Here is a 17,504-nt window from a genome sequence, read left to right on the forward strand (position 1 = left end):
TGTTGATCAGCTTTGCGCGCCTTGCCCGTCGAGGAAAAGGCGCCCTTCCAGCCACGCTTTGGCGGCTTCGGAACGGGGGGACGAGAGCACCCGCGAGGCGGGCCCGCTCTCCGCAACCCGGCCGGCATGCAGGAAGACGATGTCGTCCGCCAGCCGCCGGGCCTGGCCGAGGTCGTGCGTCACCATCACGACCGTGACGCCGCGCCGGTTGGCGTCGGCGATCAGGCTTTCGATGGCCTGGGTCGAAGCCGGGTCGAGGCTCGCCGTCGGCTCGTCGAGAAACAGCAGTTCGGGGTCGCAGGCGAGCGCGCGGGCCAGCGCAAGTCGCTGCTGCTCGCCGCCCGACAGCACGCGCGCGGGACTGCGGGCAAGGTCGGACAGCCGCGCCTTGTCCAGCGCCTCGTCGATGCGCGCCTGGCGCGCGCTGCCGCGCAGGCCCCGCACCTTCAGCGCGAAGGCGAGATTGGCCAGCACCGAACGGCGCAACATCACCGGCCGCTGGAAAACCATCGCCTGGGCGCGCCGGGCGCTCTTGTCGACCGGGCCGCCGCGCCAGGTCATCCGCCCGGCAGAGGGTGCGATCAGCCCGTGCAGCAGCCGCAGCAGCAGGCTCTTGCCCGCGCCGTTGGCGCCCATGACCATCGTCTTGCGGCCCTCACGGATGCGGATGTCGATGCCGTCGATCAGCCGCTTGCCGCCGATCTCCAGCCGCAGGCCCTGCGCGTCGAGCAGCACAGGTCCGGCCGACGCAGCGTCCGGGGCCGGGCCGTTTGCGCTGTCCGCGCGTGCCAGTGCTCCCGCCTCACGCATAGGCGGCCCTCGCGGCGGAGGCACGCAGGCCCATGACGGCGGCATTGACCAGGATGGCGATGACCAGAAGCACCACGCCGAGCGCCAGCGCCAGCTCCAGATTGCCCTTGGAGGTTTCCAGCGCGATCGTCGTGGTCATCACCCGGGTGACGTGGTTGATGTTGCCGCCGACGATGATCACCGCGCCGACCTCGGCGACCGCCCGGCCGAAGCCGGCCAGCGCCACGGTCAGCAGGCTGTAGCGCGCATCCCACAGCAGGGCACCGATGCGGGTGACGGGGCCGACGCCGAGCGAGCGGAACTGTTCGGAATATTCACGGTCGAGATCCTCGACGACCTGTCGGGTGAGGGCGGCGACGATAGGCGTGACCAGGATGGTCTGGGCGATCACCATTGCAGTGGGCGTGTAGAGCAGCCCGAGCGGGCCGAGCGGACCGGAGGCGGAGAGCGCCAGATAGACGATCAGGCCGACGACGACCGGCGGCAGACCCATCAGCGAATTGAGCAGGACGGTGGCCACCGTGCGCCCGGGGAAGCGGAACGCGCCGACGACGGCGCCGAGCGGCAGGCCGATCAGGCACGCGACGACCACGGCGGTGATCGTGACGCGCAAGGACAGCGCGATGATTTCCATCAGGTCCGCGTCGCCCGACAGGATCAGGGCAACCGCGTCGCCCAGAACGGACGCGAAGTTCTGCATGCCTGTGATTTCTCCCTCTTATGGGAAGAAATACACAAAAAGATCCAAAAATCCACCGGTCCGCAGCGTCTCTTGGCAAATCTCATGATGAAAAATGCGGAGAACGTTGCAATTCCGCGGAATCTTCGGGATGCTGGTGGGGAGTTGTTGGGAGCTTGCACAAGAAAAAAGAAAATAATGCATGAAAATGCACAAAAAGGCATGAGTAAAGAGCCTGTGGCGTCCGGTCTGCCGCAGCAACGCCGCATGCGCGACGGGCTTGCGCATATGCTGGCCGAGGCTTCGGGCGCTTGTGGCGACCTCGGCACCTTCCTTCCCTATGTGGTTCTGGTGCTGGTCGCCGGACTGGCTGCCCCGGCGCCGGTCTTCGCCGGCTTTGCCGTTGCTTACCTGATGGTGGCACTGGTCTACCGCCTGCCCATCTCCGTGCAGCCGATGAAGGCCTTCGGCGTCGCGATCCTGACCGGCACCGTCGCCGGGGTCGAGATCGCATGGGGCGGCGCGCTGCTCGGCGCGCTGCTGGTCGGCTTCGCCTGCACGCCGCACCTGGTGCGGGCCGCGCGCGCCATTCCGCAGTCGGTGGTGACCGGCCTGCAGGCCGGGCTCGGCCTGCTGCTCGGCGCGCTGGCGCTGCGGATGATCGGTGGGCAATGGCTGCTGGGTGCCGCCGCCGCGGCCGTGCTGGGCCTCAGCTTCGTGCTGCCGCGCGGGCCCTGGGCCCTCATGCTGGTGATCGCCGCCGTGGCTTTCGGTCCGTTGCTGGGTGAGGGGCTTGCCGCCCCCGGTCTGACGCTGCTGGCCGCAGGCGGTGCGGCGGAGGCGGCCGGACACGCGCCGTCGCTGCTCGACGCGGTGACCTTCGGCGTCTTGCCGCAGCTGCCGCTGACGCTGCTGAATGCCGTCGTCGTTGCCGCTGCGGTCGCCCGCTCGCTGCACGGCGAGGCGGCGCAGCATGTCGGCGAAAGGCGGCTCGCGGTGACGTCGGGCCTCGTCAATCTGGTGATGGCGCCGCTCGGCGCGCTGCCGATGTGCCACGGTGCGGGCGGCATTTCCGGTCATCACCGCTTCGGTGCGCGCGGCATGCTCGCGCCGCTGCTGCTGTCGGCGCTCTGCGCCGCCGCCGCGTTGTCGGGGGATGCGGTGGTGGGCCTGCTCGCCCGGATCCCCGCGCCGGTCGCCGGTGCGCTGCTGCTCTATGCTGCCTGGGATCTCGCCTTCAGCCGCCGCCTGCTGGATGCCCGGCCCGACTGCCGGCCGGTGATCGCCGCGACAGCGCTCGGCACGTTCGGCCTCGGCGTGCTGCCCGGTTTCGCCGCGGGCCTTGCGGCGGAGGCGATCCGGGCCAATATCGCCAGGAGACGCGCGCCCGCCGGGCGCCGCAGACCCTGACGAGAAAAGGAGATTAGTTCATGAAGATCAGCGCCAGGAACGTCATGTCCGGCACGGTTCTCGAGATCAAGGAAGGGCCGGTGAACAGTCAGGTCCGCGTCGATATCGGTGGCGGCAACGTCATCACCTCGATGATCACCAGCGATGCGGTCGCCGATCTCGGCATCAAGACCGGCGGCAAGGTGCATGTGATCGTCAAGGCTTCGGAAGTGATGCTGGCGACCGACTGACGCCCGCCGGCCCCCCGATCAGCCGTCGCGGCGGGCCTTCACCAGCGCGCCGTCGCTCCCTTCCAGCAGCAGGGCGCCGGTTTCGTCGATGCGCCAGCCGGTGAGCTTCGGCAGCGTGTCGAGGAACTTGCGCTCCTGGTTCATCAGGGCCGGGGCGCAGCCCATCATCGTGGAGATCGTGCGCGGGTCGACGGCGATCCGCTCGCCGTTGACGGCGAAGCGGGTGCTGAAGCTGTTGCAGGTGGCCCGCCCGCTGAGCTGGCCGTCGTCCGCGAAGGTCATCGTCACGCGGGAATTGTCGATGATCCCGCTGCGCGAGATGTCCTCGACGACCCATTCGCCGCCGGGAAGCGTGTCCATGCCCGAGGCGATGGCCGGCGTCTCGACTTCCAGCGTGCAGGGCGGCTGCTCCTGTCCGCGCAAGGTGAAGCTGGCTTCCAGCCCCTTGGTCCACAGCACGGTTTCGGGATCGTCCTCGGCCTCGTAGCGCACGCCGCTGGCGGCCGGGGTCTGCTTGAGCATCAGCACCTCGCCGCCGAAGTCCAGCACGGCGCTCTCGTCCTTTTGCTGCAGGCGGCCGGTGGCGTCGCCGCAGGCAAGGCTGACCGTGACCTGAACGGGAAGGCTGCGGACCAGCAGAACGTCGCCGGCGTCGATCTCGACCTTGCCGTCCGGGTTTGACGCGACCTCGACGGCGACCGGGGCCGAGACCCATCCCGGGCCGTCGCCATTGGTGAGCTGCAGGCGCAGGGCATAGCTCGTACCGGGCACGAGGCCGGCGCCGTCGGCCTTCAGATAGAAGGGCACCGGCACCTGCCGGCCCTCCAGTTTCTGGCGATTGTCCGCGACCAGGCGCACCGCGTCGGCATCGGCCGCCGGGTCGAGCGCGCCCGTCTCCCGCAGTTCGACCACCAGCTCCGCTTCGTTGCCGACGGCAATGCGCTCGCGATAGGCGGCGCTGCCGGTGACCGTCAGCGACCAGCCCTCGTCCTGCGCGAGAGCGGGGCGCGGGGAGACGGCGCAGACAATCGCCAAGGTGCTGACGGAAAGGGCGCTGGCGGAAAGGCTCCAGGCGAAAAGCGCTGCTGCGGATGTTCTTGCGGGTCGTGCCATGCCTGTCCTGCCTTCCTTGCGAAGCGGGCGCGCAGCCCTGTCCGGGGCGCTGACGATCGGATCCTTTCCCGCATTAGCGGCGAAAGCTGGGCCGGCGCAACCCTTGTGCACATGTCCCGAGCAGGCCGGCGCGATTGCGCGTACCGGGCGCTTCGCTGCCGGGTTTTCGAGCGGTGATTCGCGAAGGGCAAGGACTGCCTGAAAAATTCCCCAGTCAATTCAGCGGTGTTTTTGTTCTATCCGCAAGTTTACCTAGCGTTCACCGCGCCCTCTCCACTCTCTCGGGACAGATCATGCCCGAACCCGGAGGGGCGAAATGCGCAGCGGAACGTTCAGTCTCAGTGTCGCCCACAAGATCGGCGCCACGATGGCCCTGCTGATCGCCGTTGCGGTTGTCAGCAGCCTCGTCGCCTACAACGCCACCCAGCGGGTCGGGGAGAACGGCATCGAACTGGGCGAGGCCGAGGCGCCGCTCGCCGATGCGGCGATGGAGATCAAGCTCACCGCCACCCATGCCCATCTTCTGTTCGAGGAGATCATGTCGGGCGACCAGGGCGAGAGCATCGACGAGGTCTGGCGGCTGATCGGCGAAGCCCGCTTCTATGCCCGGGCCATCCTGCAAGGAGGCAGCAACGACGAGGGGACCTTCATCGCGACGAGCGATCCGGCGGTGCGCGAGATCGTGCAGGATGTCGAGACCAAGATCGACCTGTTCGAGCAGGCGGCGAGAGAGCGCCATGCCGGCCTTGCATCCGGCGTGGCGGGGGCGGCCGGGTCGAAGGCCGACGAGATTTTCGACGAGACGTTCGAAAGCTTCATCGCGCGCGCCGACGAGGCGGAAGAGCTGATCCACGGCTCCATGGAGTCGAGCCTGGAAAGCCTGCGCGCCGAAGCCGCATGGGCACGCAACGTCAGCCTTGGCGGCGTCGGGGCGATGATCCTGGTGTTTCTCGCCGGGACGGTCTACGTGCACCGCGCCGTTGCGGTGCGGTTGCGCGATCTCGACAAGCTGGCGCGGGCCTATGCCGAAGGCGACACAGACGCGCCGGTGCCGACCTGGCGGTCCGGCGACGAGCTCGGCCGCCTGGCCGAGGCGCTGGCCCGGTTCCGCGAAGGCGTGATCCGCCAGCGTCAATTGGCCGAGGAAGCCGCCGAGCAGGAGCAGCGCCGCGCCGGCGAGCAACGCGAACTGGAACGCCGCACCGCGCAATCCTTCCACGAGACGACCCGGACATTCTTCGACGCCCTGGACGGGGCGGCCGGCGACCTGATCAGGGCGGTCGATACGCTGGAGCGGATGAGCGCGCGCTCCGGCGAGCTGTCGGACCGCACGACCGCCGCATCGCGTCACGCCTCGGACAACGTCCAGACGGTGGCCGCCGCCGCAGAGGAGCTGTCCTCGTCGATTTCGGAAATCGCCCGGCAGGTGACCTCGACCACCGAGGTGGTGTCGCGGGCGAGCGACCACGCCAGGCGGACCAACGAGACCGTGTCGCGGCTGGCGGCGGGCGCTGCCAAGATCGGCGAGGTCGTTTCGTTGATCCAGGCGATTGCCGAGCAGACCAACCTGCTGGCGCTGAACGCCACCATCGAGGCCGCGCGCGCCGGCGAGGCCGGGCGCGGCTTTGCGGTCGTGGCCGCCGAGGTCAAGGAACTGGCGACGCAGACCTCCAAGGCGACGGAAGAGATCGGTGCGCAGATTGCTGCAATCCAGGGCTCCACGGAGGAGGCGGTCGCCGCCATCGGCGAGATCACCCGCACCATGCAGGATGTCGACGGCTTTACCGGCTCGATTGCCGAGGCCGTCGATCAGCAGGGGCAGGCGACCGGCGACATCAGCCAGCATGCGCAGCAGGCCTCGACCCGCACCAGCGAGGTGGCCGACACGATGGGCGAAATGTCCTCCGCCATCGGCGAGACCGGCAGGGAGGCGGCCATGGTGCGAGAGCTGTCCAGCACAGTGCATCGCGAGGCCGGCAATCTGCGCAGCTCGGTGCGCGAGTTCCTCGCCCGCTTCGACGCAGCGTAAGCCGCAGCGGGTATCGCGCTGGGTCGTTGTTCGATATTCGTGAACGATACTGTAAGGAAACGGCGGATTGTAATCGTCCGGTGCGAGGCGCACATTGGGGTCAACAAGGCTGCGGGCTTTCGGCCTGCAGCGAGACCGGGAGACCGTCATGTCCGCCACCACACTCGACAGCCGGGCCGGCGCGCAAGCCGACCGTTTCGACATGGCCGCAGCGCCCCTGCGCGTCGGCATCGTCACGCTGGCCGTGCGCGACGCTGCGCGCGTTGCCGCCTTCTATCGCGACATTCTGGGACTTGAAGACCTCGGCACGGATGGCGCCGATGCGCTGCTGGGTGCCGGCGGGGTGCCGCTGCTGCGCCTGCGCGGCGACGCGGGGCTCGAGATCGCGCCGCGCTCCGAGGCGGGCCTCTTCCACACCGCATTCCTGCTGCCGACGCGCGCCGACCTTGGCCGCTGGCTCGCCTTTGCCGCCGCGCGCGGCCTGCGCCTGCAGGGCGCGTCCGACCACAAGGTGAGCGAGGCGATCTATCTCGCCGATCCGGAAGGCAACGGCATCGAGATCTATGCCGACCGCGCCCCGTCCGCCTGGACGGATGCGACCGGAGCCATCGTCATGTCGACGGATCCGCTGGATGCGCCTTCGCTGCTCGCCGCCGCTGAGGGCACGCAGTGGCAGGGCGCGCCGGCCGGCACCATCGTCGGCCATGTGCACCTGCAGGTCGGGGCCACCGACAAGGCCGACGCCTTCTATGCCGGGCTGCTCGGCTTCGACATCGCCGCGCGCTATCCCGGCGCGAGCTTCTACGGTTCGGGCGGTTATCACCACCAGCTGGCCGGCAACATCTGGAACAGCCGGGGCGCGGGACCGCGAAAGAACGGACGCACCGGTTTGGCCGAACTGGAGATCGTCCTGCGCGACGCCGGCAGGATCGGTGCGATCGCCGATGCGGCCCGCAAGGCCGGGCTGGAACTCGCCGGGGAGGGGAGCGAGGGCCTCGTCATTGCCGATCCCTGGGCAACGCGCCTGCGCCTGACCGCGGCTTGAGGCCGGGGGGCGGTCAGGGCCGCTCAGGCCTTGGCCTCCGCGGTCTCCAGCTCTTCCAGAAGCCTTCGCAGCAACCCGGCCAGAGCCTCGCGCTCGGCCGGGGCAAGGCTTGTGAGATACCGCGTCTCGTTCGTCATGTCCGCCCGGAACGCCTCTTCCGCCAGCGAGATGCCGGCCGGCGTCAGCACGACCTCGACACTGCGCCCGTCGCTCGCCGATTTCTCGCGCGCGACCAGCCCCGCCTTCTCCAGCCGTCCGAGCCGATGCGTCAGCCCGCCGGAGGAGATCATCAGCGTCGAATAGAGGTCCGTCGGCGTGAGCCGGTAGGGCGGCCCCGCGCGGCGCAGGGTGGAGATCACGTCGAACTCGCCCCGGTCGAGGCCGAAGGCTGCGAAGGTCTTCTCGATGCTGGCACCTGCCAGCAGCGTCAGCCGCCGCGCGCGGCCGAGGATCGCCATCGGCTCGGTGTCGAGATCCGGCAGTTCCCGCGCCCACTGCGCCCGCAGCCTGTCGACATGGTCCGCCATGGCAGTCTCCGCTCCCGTTCCCAGTCTCGCCGCTGCTCGAACGCAGCTTCGGGTTCGGTCTCTCGATATCAAGATATTTATCTTGACGCAAAGACAAATTCCCGGAAGTATCTTCACGTCAAGATAAATGCAGGAGGGATTGCCATGACAGCCAGTGCTCACGCCTCGGCCAAGGAGGCCGGGCGGCCCGATATCTCTGTCCGCTGCCACCGTCCACCGGCTCCGGGCGAAAGTCCGACGGTCCGGTTCGAGGGCAGGGACTACGGCGCGCCGGTGTCCATGTTCGTCACCGACAGCGCGCCGGGAACCGGATCGCAGCTTCATGTCCACCCCTATCGCGAGACCTGGGTGGTGCGGAAAGGCGAGGCGGAGTTCCTGGTCGGCGGCGAGCGGCTGCGCGCTTCTGCCGGAGACATCGTCGTTGCGCCGGCCGATGTGCCGCATCGCTATCTCAACGTGGGCACGGATCAGTTGGAGCTGGTCTGCATCCACCCGTCCGACACGATCCGACAGCAGGATCTTTAGGCAAGGAAGTCAGCCATGTCGTTGTCCGGAAAAACGCCGCCGGTGAAGGGGCCGGCCTCCTACTTCCCCTCTATCGAGAAAAAATACGGGCGTCCCATCGCCGAATGGAAGGCCCTGATCCGTTCGCAGTCCGGTCTCAAGCACATGGAACTGGTGGCCTTGCTGAAGCAAACCCACGGGCTCGGCCACGGCCATGCCAACGCGCTGGTTGCCCATACGCTCGCCGAGGATAAATGAGGGGGAACCTGGCCAGCCCGCGATGCGTTGGCTTGGCGAGAGGGGGCTGCCCCCGACCATGATGGTTCGCGAACGTTCGAGGCAAAGCTGATGGATGCGTCCAACCTGCCGGCTCTTTTCGGGTTTCTGGCAGCCTGTTTTCTCGCCGCGCTGACCGGGGCGCTGTTCCGCCCGGGCGAGTGGTACGAACGGCTGAAGAAGCCGTCCTGGCGCCCGCCCAACAAGCTGTTTGCTCCGGTATGGACGGTGCTTTACGTGATGATCGCGGTGTCAGGCTGGCTGGTCTGGCGCGAGGCGGGCTTCGACGGCGCGGCCCTGCCGCTCACCGTCTACGGCATCCAGCTGGTGCTCAACGGCGTGTGGACGCCGCTGTTCTTCGGCCTGCACCGCCCCGACCTTGGCATGATCGACATCGTGCTGGTGTGGCTGTCGATTCTCGCGACGATCGTGCTGTTCTGGCCGGTGCACATGCTCGCGGCGCTGCTGCTGGTGCCCTATCTCGCCTGGGTCACCTTCGCCGCGGCGCTGAACTTCTCGATCTGGCAGCTGAACCGCGAGGGGTGAGGCAAACGCAAATTACCGCGCGGCGCGTTGCGTCGTGCGGTGGCGGCAAGATCGGATATTTTTGAGGGAATTAAAAAGAGTGGCTCCCCGGGCCGGATTCGAACCAGCGACCAAGCGGTTAACAGCCGCTTGCTCTACCACTGAGCTACCGGGGATCACCAATCACGCGGGGCAGCTGCACCGCGTCGGTGGCAGGCGTATAGCAAACTGCGCCGCCGCTTGCCAAGCCCTTTGTCGCAAAACTTTTCCACAGTCGGGGCGGGCCGCGGCTATCGGGGCTTTTTCGCCTGCGTCGGCAAATGCTCCGCTGCGGAAGGTGCGCAGGGCCTTTCCGCCTCGCTGCTGGACGCGGGCCCCTTCGGCAGGCTATGAGTCGTCATCCTCCGGTCCTTTCTGACGGACGAAGTCCGATGAAAGGGGAAAGTCGGAATGCGGTGGGGGAGGACCCAAATCGGGCTCCCGAATCCGCAGCTGCCCCCGCAACTGTGAGCGGCGAGTCTTCCTGCATGAACCACTGGGCCTTGCGGTCCGGGAAGGGCAGGACAAGGCGACGACCCGCGAGCCAGGAGACGAGCCGGATCATCCGGGCCCCCACGGGGCCCGGCCCGAAACGTCACGCGCCGTCGGGTGGACGGCAGGAGGCCAGAATGTTCCCGTTGAAGGGCGCCCGCCGCTTCAGCTCTCCCGGCATATCCAGCCGCGGGGAGACCTGCGCGTGAGCCATGCTCCCGCATCCGATTCCCTGCCTGGCCTGGCTCCTGTCGTGGCCCGCACCGTGCTGGTGACGGGCGGTGCACGCTCGGGCAAGAGCCTCTATGCCGAAGGGCTGGTGAGCGCAGCGCATCGCGAGCGCATCTATGTCGCCACCTGCACGCCCTTCGACGACGAGATGCGCCAGCGCATCGACCGCCACCGCGACCAGCGGGGCGAGGGCTGGCGCACCATCGAGGAGCCGCGCGACCTTGCCGGTGTCATCGCCGCCGAAAGCACGGCGCAAAGCGCCATCCTCGTCGATTGCCTGACGCTGTGGCTCAGCAACCTGATTTTCGCCGAGGCCGATCCGGAAGCGGAGACGGCCCGGCTTGCCGAGGCGCTGCGCGCAGCGCCCGGTCCCGTCGTTCTCGTCACCAACGAGGTCGGCTCGGGCATCGTGCCCGACAATGCGCTCGCCCGCCGCTTTCGCGACGAGCAGGGGCGCCTCAATCGCCGCATCGCGGAAGTCGCCGATGTCGCGGTGCTCGTCGCCGCCGGCCTGCCGCTCGTTCTCAAGCCATCCCACCTCCAGCCGGAGATCCGTCTATGACCGCATCCACGCCCCGCACCGCCGGCAAGATCCCGGCCACCATCGTTACCGGCTTCCTGGGGGCCGGCAAGACGACCCTGCTCTCCAACCTGTTGCGCGAGGCGAAGGGCAAGCGCATTGCGCTCATCGTCAACGAGTTCGGCGACATGGGCTTCGACGGCTCGCTGGTCGACGGCTGCGCCGATCCGGACTGTGCGGCGGAAGAGGTCGTGGAGCTGACCAACGGCTGCATCTGCTGCACCGTCGCCGACGACTTCCTCCCCACCATGGAAATGCTGATCGCCCGCGACGAGGCGCCGGACCACATCGTCATCGAGACCTCGGGCCTGGCCCTGCCGCAGCCGCTGGTGCGCGCCTTCTCCTGGCCGAGCGTCAAGACCCGTGTGACGGTCGATGCGGTGGTGACGGTGGTGGACGTGGCGGCCGTCGCCGAAGGTCGCGTGACGGGCGACGAGGTGGCGCTGGCCGCGCAGCGCGCCGCCGACGAGGCGCTGGACCACGACAGCCCGGTGGAGGAACTGTTCGAGGACCAGCTCGTCTGCGCCGATCTCGTTGTGCTGAACAAGGCCGATCTGGTCGACGCGGCGACGCTGGAGCGCGTGCGCGCCGAAGTCGCCGGCCGCGTCCGGGCGGCGGTGGAGATCGTCGCGGCGGAAAAGGGCATGCTTGCCGCCGACGTGCTGCTCGGCCGGATGAGCGCCTCGGAAGAGGACATGCACGGCCGCGAAAGCCATCACGAGCACCATCACCACGACGACCATGACCATGATCACGACGATCATGACCATGACCATGACCATGACCATGATCACCACCATCATCATCACGATCATGACGACTTCGTCAGCCATGTGGTCGAGCTCGCCCCGCTCGCCTCGCTGAAGGATCTGGAGGCGCGCGTTGCCGCCGCCATGGCGGTGCCGGGCGTCCTGCGCATCAAGGGCGCGGTCGGCATCGAGGGCAAAGCGGCACCGGCCATGGTGCAGGCGGTCGGCCCGCGCGTCGAAGCGTGGTTCGCGCGCGATGCACGCGGTCCCGGCCGGGTCGTGGTGATCGGCCTTGCCGGCTTCGACCTTGCCCGCGTCGAGGGCCTGCTCGCCAGCGCGCTCGCGGCCTGATCCGGACGACAGGCCAGGCCCAGGGCAGGAGACGGCATGCATATTCTCGCAGGACGCAGCGGGCGCATCGACCAGGGCGACGAGGCGGTCGATCTCGGCCAGTCGCCGGCCGATGTCGTCGTACTGTCGGCAGCCGATACGGAACTCGCCTCGCTCGCTGCCGTGGCGGCGGGCGGCGGAGCGGGACAGCCGAGCCTGCGTCTTGCCAACCTGATGGCCCTGTCGCACCCCTATTCGGTCGACATGTATGCGGAGCAGACGGTGGCGGGCTCGCGGCTCGTCGTGCTGCGTCTGCTCGGTGGGGCGGAATACTGGCCCTATGGCGTCGAGCGGCTGACCGAGGCGGCGCGCGGCCACGGCCTGCACCTGGCGGTGATGCCGGGCGACGACCGCTGGGACGCGGACCTTGCCGCCCGCTCCACGCTGCCCGTCGACGAGGTGATGCGCCTGTGGCGCTATCTCGCCGAAGGCGGGGCGGAGAATCTCGGCAACTTCCTGCGCTACGCCGCGCATCTGCTGGACGGGGCGGAGGAGCCCGATCCGCCGCGCCCGTTGCCGCGCGCCGGCCTGCTGCTGCCCGGCCGGGCACGCCCGACGCTGGCCGAGCTGCGGGCGACATGGGCCGATCCCGCCGCTCCCGTTGCCGCAATCGTCTTCTACAAGGCCCTGATGCAGAGCGCGGCGACCGCTCCGGTCGAGGCCCTGTGCGCGGCGCTGTCGGGCGAGGGCATCAACCCGCTGCCGATCTTCGTCTCCTCGCTGAAGGAGGCCGAATCCGCCTCCGTGCTGGCCGCGCTCTTTGCCGAGGCGCCGCCCGCCGTGGTGCTCAACGCCACCGCCTTCGCCGTCTCGAAGGCCGGCGAGGCCCACAGCGGAACGCCGCTCGATGCGCCGGGCGTGCCCGTGCTGCAGGTGGTGTTCTCCTCGTCCTCGGAAGAGGGCTGGCGCGACGCCGACCAGGGCCTGTCGATCCGCGATCTTGCCATGCATGTGGTGATGCCGGAGGTGGACGGGCGCATTCTCACGCGCGCCGTGTCCTTCAAGGAGCAGGCGCCGCACGATCCGCTCACCCAGTCCGCGACCATGCGCTTCGTGCCCAAGGCCGACCGGGTGGCCTTCGTCGCGGCCCAGGCCGCGCGGATCGCCCGCCTCGCCGCCACCCCGGCGGCGGAGCGCAAGGTGGCGCTGATCCTTGCCAACTATCCCAACAAGGACGGGCGCCTGGCCAATGGCGTCGGCCTCGACACGCCGGCCTCCTGCGCCCGCCTGTTGCAGGCACTTGCCGCCGAGGGCTACCGCATCGACGGCGCGCCGCAGGGCTCTGCCGAGCTGATGGCGCGGATCAGCGACGGCCCGACCAACGACATCGCCACCCGTCGCGTGCGCCATGGCGGCGCTGAGCTGCCGCTCGCCGACTATGCCGCCGCCTTCGCCCGGCTGCCGCGGGCGGTGCGCGAGGCGGTCACCGCCCGGTGGGGGGAGCCGCAAGACGATCCGCATGTGGAGGAGGGGGCGTTCCGCCTCGCCGTGACGCGCTTCGGCAATGCGGTCGTCGGCATTCAGCCCGCGCGGGGCTACAACATCGATCCCAAGGCGACCTATCACGACCCGGACCTGGTACCGCCGCACCACTATTTCGCGTTCTACATCTGGCTGCGCGAGGCATTCGGTGTCCACGCCGTGGTGCATATGGGCAAGCACGGAAACCTCGAATGGCTGCCGGGCAAGGCGCTGGCGCTGTCGGAAGACTGTTTCCCCGAAGCCGTGCTGGGGCCGCTGCCCAACATCTATCCCTTCATCGTCAACGATCCGGGCGAGGGGGCGCAGGCCAAGCGCCGCACCTCCGCCGTCATCGTCGATCATCTGACGCCGCCGCTGGCACGGGCCGAAAGCCACGGTGTTGCCGCCGAGCTGGAAGTGCTGCTCGACGAGTATTACCTGGCGCAGGGCGTCGACCCGCGCCGGCTGAAGGCGCTGACCCGCGACATTCTCGAGGCGGCGGAGCGGCACGGCCTCGACCGCGACATCGGCCTGACGAGCGAGATGGACGAGGAGACGCGGCTCGCGCGGCTCGACGCGCATCTGTGCGACCTGAAGGAACTGCAGATCCGCGACGGGCTGCATGTGCTGGGTGCTGCACCTGGCGGCGATCTGCTGACCGCGCTCCTGGTGGCGCTGGTGCGGGTGCCGCGCGGCGAGGGGCCGGCGAATGAGGGCATCACCCGGGCGCTTGCCCGCGACCTCGGACTGGAGGACTTCGACCCGCTCGCCTGTGCCTACGAACTGCCCTTCGATGGTCCGCGCCCGGCGCTGCTTGAAGAGGTGGCAAGCAGCCCCTGGCGCAGCTGCGGCGACACGGTGGAGCGGCTGGAACTGCTGGCCGCCCGGCTGGTGGAACAGGGATCTGCGCCGGACGGCTTTGACGCGACCGCCGCCGTGCTGGAGGAGATTACGACGCGCATCTGTCCGGCCGTCACCGCCTCGGGCGAGGCGGAAACCGCCGGCGTTCTTGCCGGTCTTGCCGGGCGCTTCGTACCGCCGGGCCCGTCCGGCGCGCCGACGCGCGGGCGCCCCGACGTGCTGCCGACGGGCCGCAACTTCTACTCCGTTGATGTGCGCGCGGTGCCGACCGAAACTTCCTGGCGCATCGGCGCGGCCAGTGCCGAGCGGTTGGTCGAGCGGCATTTCCAGGACGAGGGCGAGTATCCGGCCGCTGTCGTGCTGACCTGCTGGGGCACGGCCAACATGCGCACCGGCGGCGACGACATCGCCCAGGCGCTGGCGCTGATCGGTGCCCGGCCGAAATGGGAGGCGGGCTCGGGCCGCGTCACCGGCTTCGATATTCTGTCGCTGGCCGAGCTCGGCCGGCCGCGCGTCGATGTCACGCTGCGTATTTCCGGCTTCTTCCGCGATGCCTTCCCGCATCAGGTCGACCTGTTCCAGTCGGCGGTCGCCGCCATCGCCGCGCTGGAGGAGCCGGAAGACGCCAACCCGCTCGCCGCGCGCGCCCGCAAGGAAGCCGCCCGGCTGGAGGCGGACGGCCTTGCCCCGGAAAAGGCCCGCCGGCAGGCGCTCTACCGGGTCTTCGGGTCGAAGCCCGGTGCCTATGGCGCCGGCCTGCAGGCGCTGATCGACGAGCGGATCTGGGACGCCCGCGCGGACTTTGCCGACGCGTTCCTCGCCTGGGGTTCCTACGCCTATGGCGGCGGGGCGAAGGGCGAGGGCGCGCGCGCCAGCCTGACCGCGCGCTTGTCGCAGGTCGATGCGGTGCTGCACAACCAGGACAACCGCGAGCACGATCTGCTCGACAGCGACGACTACTACCAGTTCGAGGGCGGGCTCGCCGCCACGGTGGAAACGCTGAAGGGCGCGGCGCCGAAGATCTATCACAACGACCATTCGCGCCCCGAGCGCCCGGTGATCCGCACCCTGTCGGAGGAGATCGGCCGGGTGGTGCGGGCGCGCGCCGCCAATCCGAAGTGGATCGCCGGCGTCATGCGCCACGGCTACAAGGGCGCCTTCGAGATCGCCGCGACGGTGGATTATCTCTTCGCCTTTTCCGCGACCACCAATGCGGTGGGCGACCATCACTTCGACCAGCTCTATGATGCCTATCTGGACGACAGTGAGGTCCGCGCCTTTCTGGAGACGACCAATCCGAAGGCGCTGGAGGAAATCGAGGCGCGCTTCCGCGAGGCGGTCGAGCGCGATCTGTGGCGGCCGCGGCGCAATTCGGTGCGCGCGGCCTTGAACATCGAAAGCCCGCTGGGGGAAACCCGGCCGGGGCAGGAAAGGGAGACGACCTCGTGAGCGACAAGAAGGCCGAAATGAGCGAAGAGGAGCTCAACGCCCGCCACGCCGAGAAGATGCGCAAGAAGAAGGCCGCGCGCGACAAGATCATGGCGACCAAGACCATCGAGAAGGGTCTCCTGATCGTCCATACCGGCAAGGGCAAGGGCAAGTCGACGGCCGGCTTCGGCATGGTGTTCCGCTCGCTCGGCCATGGCCACAAGGTCGCCGTGGTGCAGTTCGTCAAGGGCCGCATCGAAACCGGCGAGCGCATGGCGCTGGAGCGCTTCTCCGACCTCGTCACCATCAAGCGCATGGGCGAGGGCTTCACCTGGGAGACCCAGGACCGCCAGCGCGACATCGACGCCGCCCGCGCCGCCTGGGAAGCGGCCAAGGACCTGATCCGCTCGCGCGAGCATCGCCTCGTCCTGTGCGACGAGCTGAATATCGTGCTGCGCTACGACTACCTGCCGATCGAGGAAGTCGTCGCCTTTCTGCGCGACGAGAAGCCGGAGGACGTGCATGTCGTCATCACCGGCCGCAACGCCAAGGACGAGCTGATCGAGATCGCCGACCTCGTCACCGAGATGGAGCAGGTCAAGCACCCGTTCCGCTCCGGCGTGAAGCCGCAGGAGGGGATCGAGTTCTGATGGCGGCAGGCCGCCGCTCCCCCGCCCTGATGATCCAGGGTACCGGCTCGAATGTCGGCAAGAGCCTCGTCGTGGCGGGGCTCTGCCGGCTGTTCGCCGACCGGGGGCTGAAGGTGCGGCCGTTCAAGCCGCAGAACATGTCGAACAACGCGGCCGTCACCGCCGACGGCGGCGAGATCGGCCGGGCACAGGCGCTGCAGGCGATGGCCGCGCGCGTGCCGCTGTCGGTGCATATGAACCCGGTGCTCTTGAAGCCCGAGACGGATGTGGGGGCGCAGGTCATCGTGCAGGGGCGGCGCGCCGGCACGATGCGCGCGCGCGAATACGGCAGCCGCAAGGCCGAGCTCCTGCCGAAGGTGCTGGAGAGTTTCGACCGGCTCGGCGAGGGCGCGGACCTCGTTCTGGTGGAAGGGGCGGGCAGCCCGGCGGAGATCAACCTGCGCGCCGGCGACATCGCCAATATGGGGTTTGCCGAGGCCGTCGATATTCCCGTCGCCCTGTGCGGCGACATCGACCGCGGCGGCGTGATCGCCAGCCTCGTCGGCACCCATGCGATCCTGCCCGAGGCGGAGCGCGCCCGCATCAAGGCCTTTCTCGTCAACCGTTTCCGCGGGGATGTGTCTCTGTTCGATGAAGGCGTGCGGGAGATCGCCGCGCGCACCGGCTGGCGCCCGCTCGGGGTGGTGCCGTGGTTCGCCGATGCCCACCGCCTGCCGGCCGAGGATGCGCTGGCGCTGGAGGAAAGCGACGGCGACGGCTCGGTGAAGATCGCCGTGCCGGTGATCAGCCGCATCGCCAATTTCGACGATCTCGATCCGCTGCGGCTGGAGCCGGGCGTGACGCTGGAACTGGTCGGCCCGGGCCGGCCGCTGCCGGGCGATGCGGATCTGGTGCTGCTGCCCGGGTCCAAGTCGACGGTCGGGGACCTCGCCTTCTTCCGCGCGCAAGGCTGGGACATCGACCTTAGCGCCCATGTGCGGCGCGGCGGCCGCGTCATGGGCGTGTGCGGCGGCTACCAGATGCTGGGGCGGACGATCAGCGATCCCGACGGCATCGAGGGCACGCCCGGCACCGTCGACGGGCTTTGCCTGCTCGACGTCGATACGGTGCTGACGGCGGACAAGCGGCTTGTCGAGGTGACCGGCCGCCATGCGGCAAGCGGCGCAGCGCTCTCCGGCTACGAGATCCATATCGGCCGCACGCAAGGGCCGGACACCGCGCGTCCCTTTGCGCTGCTGGGCGAGAGCGGCGAGCCGGATGGGGCGGTCTCGGCGAACGGACGCATCGCCGGCACCTATGTGCACGGGCTGTTCGCGTCGGACACGTTCCGTGCCGGCCTGCTGGCGGGACTGGGCAGCGGCTCCACTCGCGCCTATGAGGGGGAGATCGACCGGACGCTCGACGCGCTGGCCGCGCATCTGGAAGCCTCGCTCGATATCGATGCGCTGCTGGAGATCGCCCGCGCGCGCTAGTCG

16 protein-coding genes, 1 tRNA gene and 1 riboswitch are annotated in these 17,504 nt (G+C 69.0%); of the genes, 12 read left to right on the forward strand and 5 right to left on the reverse strand.

Translation table 11 applies throughout. The features are described from left to right. Window positions 1-6 precede the first annotated feature (6 nt). On the reverse strand, window positions 7-810 hold the full coding sequence (locus BBX35_RS16385; protein ID WP_083206371.1) for an ATP-binding cassette domain-containing protein: 804 nt from the start codon (window positions 808-810) through the stop codon (window positions 7-9). After that, window positions 803-1,510, reverse strand: coding sequence for an ABC transporter permease (locus tag BBX35_RS16390; protein WP_067222166.1), 708 nt, complete (start codon window positions 1,508-1,510; stop codon window positions 803-805). The genes BBX35_RS16385 and BBX35_RS16390 overlap by 8 nt, the downstream gene beginning before the upstream one ends. A 201-nt stretch (window positions 1,511-1,711) precedes the next feature. Between BBX35_RS16390 and BBX35_RS16395 the strand changes: the two genes are divergently transcribed. Together BBX35_RS16395 and BBX35_RS16400 are read left to right on the forward strand one after the other, a co-directional pair. Next, on the forward strand, window positions 1,712-2,899 hold the full coding sequence (locus tag BBX35_RS16395; RefSeq protein WP_171901474.1) for a molybdate transporter family protein: 1,188 nt from the start codon (window positions 1,712-1,714) through the stop codon (window positions 2,897-2,899). Window positions 2,900-2,919: 20 nt separating this feature from the next. Further along, window positions 2,920-3,129, forward strand: coding sequence for a TOBE domain-containing protein (locus BBX35_RS16400; protein WP_067222170.1), 210 nt, complete (start codon window positions 2,920-2,922; stop codon window positions 3,127-3,129). An 18-nt stretch (window positions 3,130-3,147) separates the two neighbouring features. Here BBX35_RS16400 and BBX35_RS16405 read toward each other — a convergent pair whose 3' ends face one another. Beyond that, the gene (locus tag BBX35_RS16405) at window positions 3,148-4,242 is read right to left on the reverse strand and encodes an META domain-containing protein (RefSeq protein WP_067222172.1); all 1,095 of its coding nucleotides are present in this window, start codon (window positions 4,240-4,242) and stop codon (window positions 3,148-3,150) included. A 316-nt stretch (window positions 4,243-4,558) separates the two neighbouring features. Between BBX35_RS16405 and BBX35_RS16410 the strand changes: the two genes are divergently transcribed. Next, on the forward strand, window positions 4,559-6,271 hold the full coding sequence (locus tag BBX35_RS16410; RefSeq protein ID WP_067222173.1) for a methyl-accepting chemotaxis protein: 1,713 nt from the start codon (window positions 4,559-4,561) through the stop codon (window positions 6,269-6,271). A 148-nt stretch (window positions 6,272-6,419) separates the two neighbouring features. Next, complete coding sequence (locus tag BBX35_RS16415) at window positions 6,420-7,316, forward strand: VOC family protein (RefSeq protein WP_067222175.1); 897 nt, start codon at window positions 6,420-6,422, stop codon at window positions 7,314-7,316. 23 nt (window positions 7,317-7,339) lie between these two features. Here BBX35_RS16415 and BBX35_RS16420 read toward each other — a convergent pair whose 3' ends face one another. Next, a complete protein-coding gene (locus BBX35_RS16420) occupies window positions 7,340-7,843 on the reverse strand; it encodes a MarR family winged helix-turn-helix transcriptional regulator (RefSeq protein ID WP_067222176.1) in 504 nt (167 codons plus the stop codon). Window positions 7,844-7,987: 144 nt separating this feature from the next. On the opposite strand from BBX35_RS16420, the gene BBX35_RS16425 reads away from it, so the two are divergent. The 3 genes from BBX35_RS16425 to BBX35_RS16435 all read left to right on the forward strand — a co-directional run bounded on the left by BBX35_RS16425 (window position 7,988) and on the right by BBX35_RS16435 (window position 9,169). Then, window positions 7,988-8,368, forward strand: a complete 381-nt coding sequence (locus BBX35_RS16425; RefSeq protein ID WP_083206373.1) for a cupin domain-containing protein — start codon at window positions 7,988-7,990, stop codon at window positions 8,366-8,368. Between the two features lie 15 nt (window positions 8,369-8,383). Beyond that, entirely contained in the window at window positions 8,384-8,605 is a 222-nt protein-coding gene (locus BBX35_RS16430) for a DUF4287 domain-containing protein (protein WP_067222178.1), read from the forward strand. A gap of 90 nt (window positions 8,606-8,695) precedes the next feature. After that, on the forward strand, window positions 8,696-9,169 hold the full coding sequence (locus BBX35_RS16435) for a TspO/MBR family protein (RefSeq protein WP_067222179.1): 474 nt from the start codon (window positions 8,696-8,698) through the stop codon (window positions 9,167-9,169). Window positions 9,170-9,249: 80 nt separating this feature from the next. Here the strand turns inward: BBX35_RS16435 and BBX35_RS16440 are convergent. Beyond that, window positions 9,250-9,324 (reverse strand) — tRNA-Asn (locus BBX35_RS16440). 212 nt (window positions 9,325-9,536) lie between these two features. Then, a riboswitch (cobalamin riboswitch) is annotated at window positions 9,537-9,762 on the forward strand. A 122-nt stretch (window positions 9,763-9,884) separates the two neighbouring features. On the opposite strand from BBX35_RS16440, the gene cobU reads away from it, so the two are divergent. Genes cobU through BBX35_RS16465 form a run of 5 tightly spaced genes read left to right on the forward strand, consistent with a single transcriptional unit; the run spans window position 9,885 to window position 17,501 of the window. Further along, window positions 9,885-10,472: a bifunctional adenosylcobinamide kinase/adenosylcobinamide-phosphate guanylyltransferase gene (gene cobU, locus BBX35_RS16445; protein ID WP_425274602.1), complete on the forward strand. Its 588-nt coding sequence runs from the start codon at window positions 9,885-9,887 to the stop codon at window positions 10,470-10,472. Then, window positions 10,469-11,590, forward strand: a complete 1,122-nt coding sequence (gene cobW, locus BBX35_RS16450) for a cobalamin biosynthesis protein CobW (protein WP_067222181.1) — start codon at window positions 10,469-10,471, stop codon at window positions 11,588-11,590. Before cobU ends, cobW begins: the two co-directional genes overlap by 4 nt. 36 nt (window positions 11,591-11,626) lie before the next feature. After that, window positions 11,627-15,400 carry a cobaltochelatase subunit CobN gene (cobN, locus tag BBX35_RS16455; RefSeq protein WP_067222183.1) on the forward strand — a complete coding sequence of 1,258 codons (3,774 nt, stop codon included), beginning with the start codon at window positions 11,627-11,629 and terminating at the stop codon, window positions 15,398-15,400. A gap of 17 nt (window positions 15,401-15,417) precedes the next feature. Next, window positions 15,418-16,029, forward strand: coding sequence for a cob(I)yrinic acid a,c-diamide adenosyltransferase (gene cobO, locus BBX35_RS16460; RefSeq protein ID WP_067222724.1), 612 nt, complete (start codon window positions 15,418-15,420; stop codon window positions 16,027-16,029). Then, entirely contained in the window at window positions 16,029-17,501 is a 1,473-nt protein-coding gene (locus BBX35_RS16465; protein WP_067222184.1) for a cobyric acid synthase, read from the forward strand. The genes cobO and BBX35_RS16465 overlap by 1 nt, the downstream gene beginning before the upstream one ends. Window positions 17,502-17,504: the final 3 nt, after the last annotated feature.

Source organism: Stappia indica, from assembly GCF_001696535.1.
Taxonomy (GTDB): Bacteria; Pseudomonadota; Alphaproteobacteria; order Rhizobiales; family Stappiaceae; genus Stappia; species Stappia indica.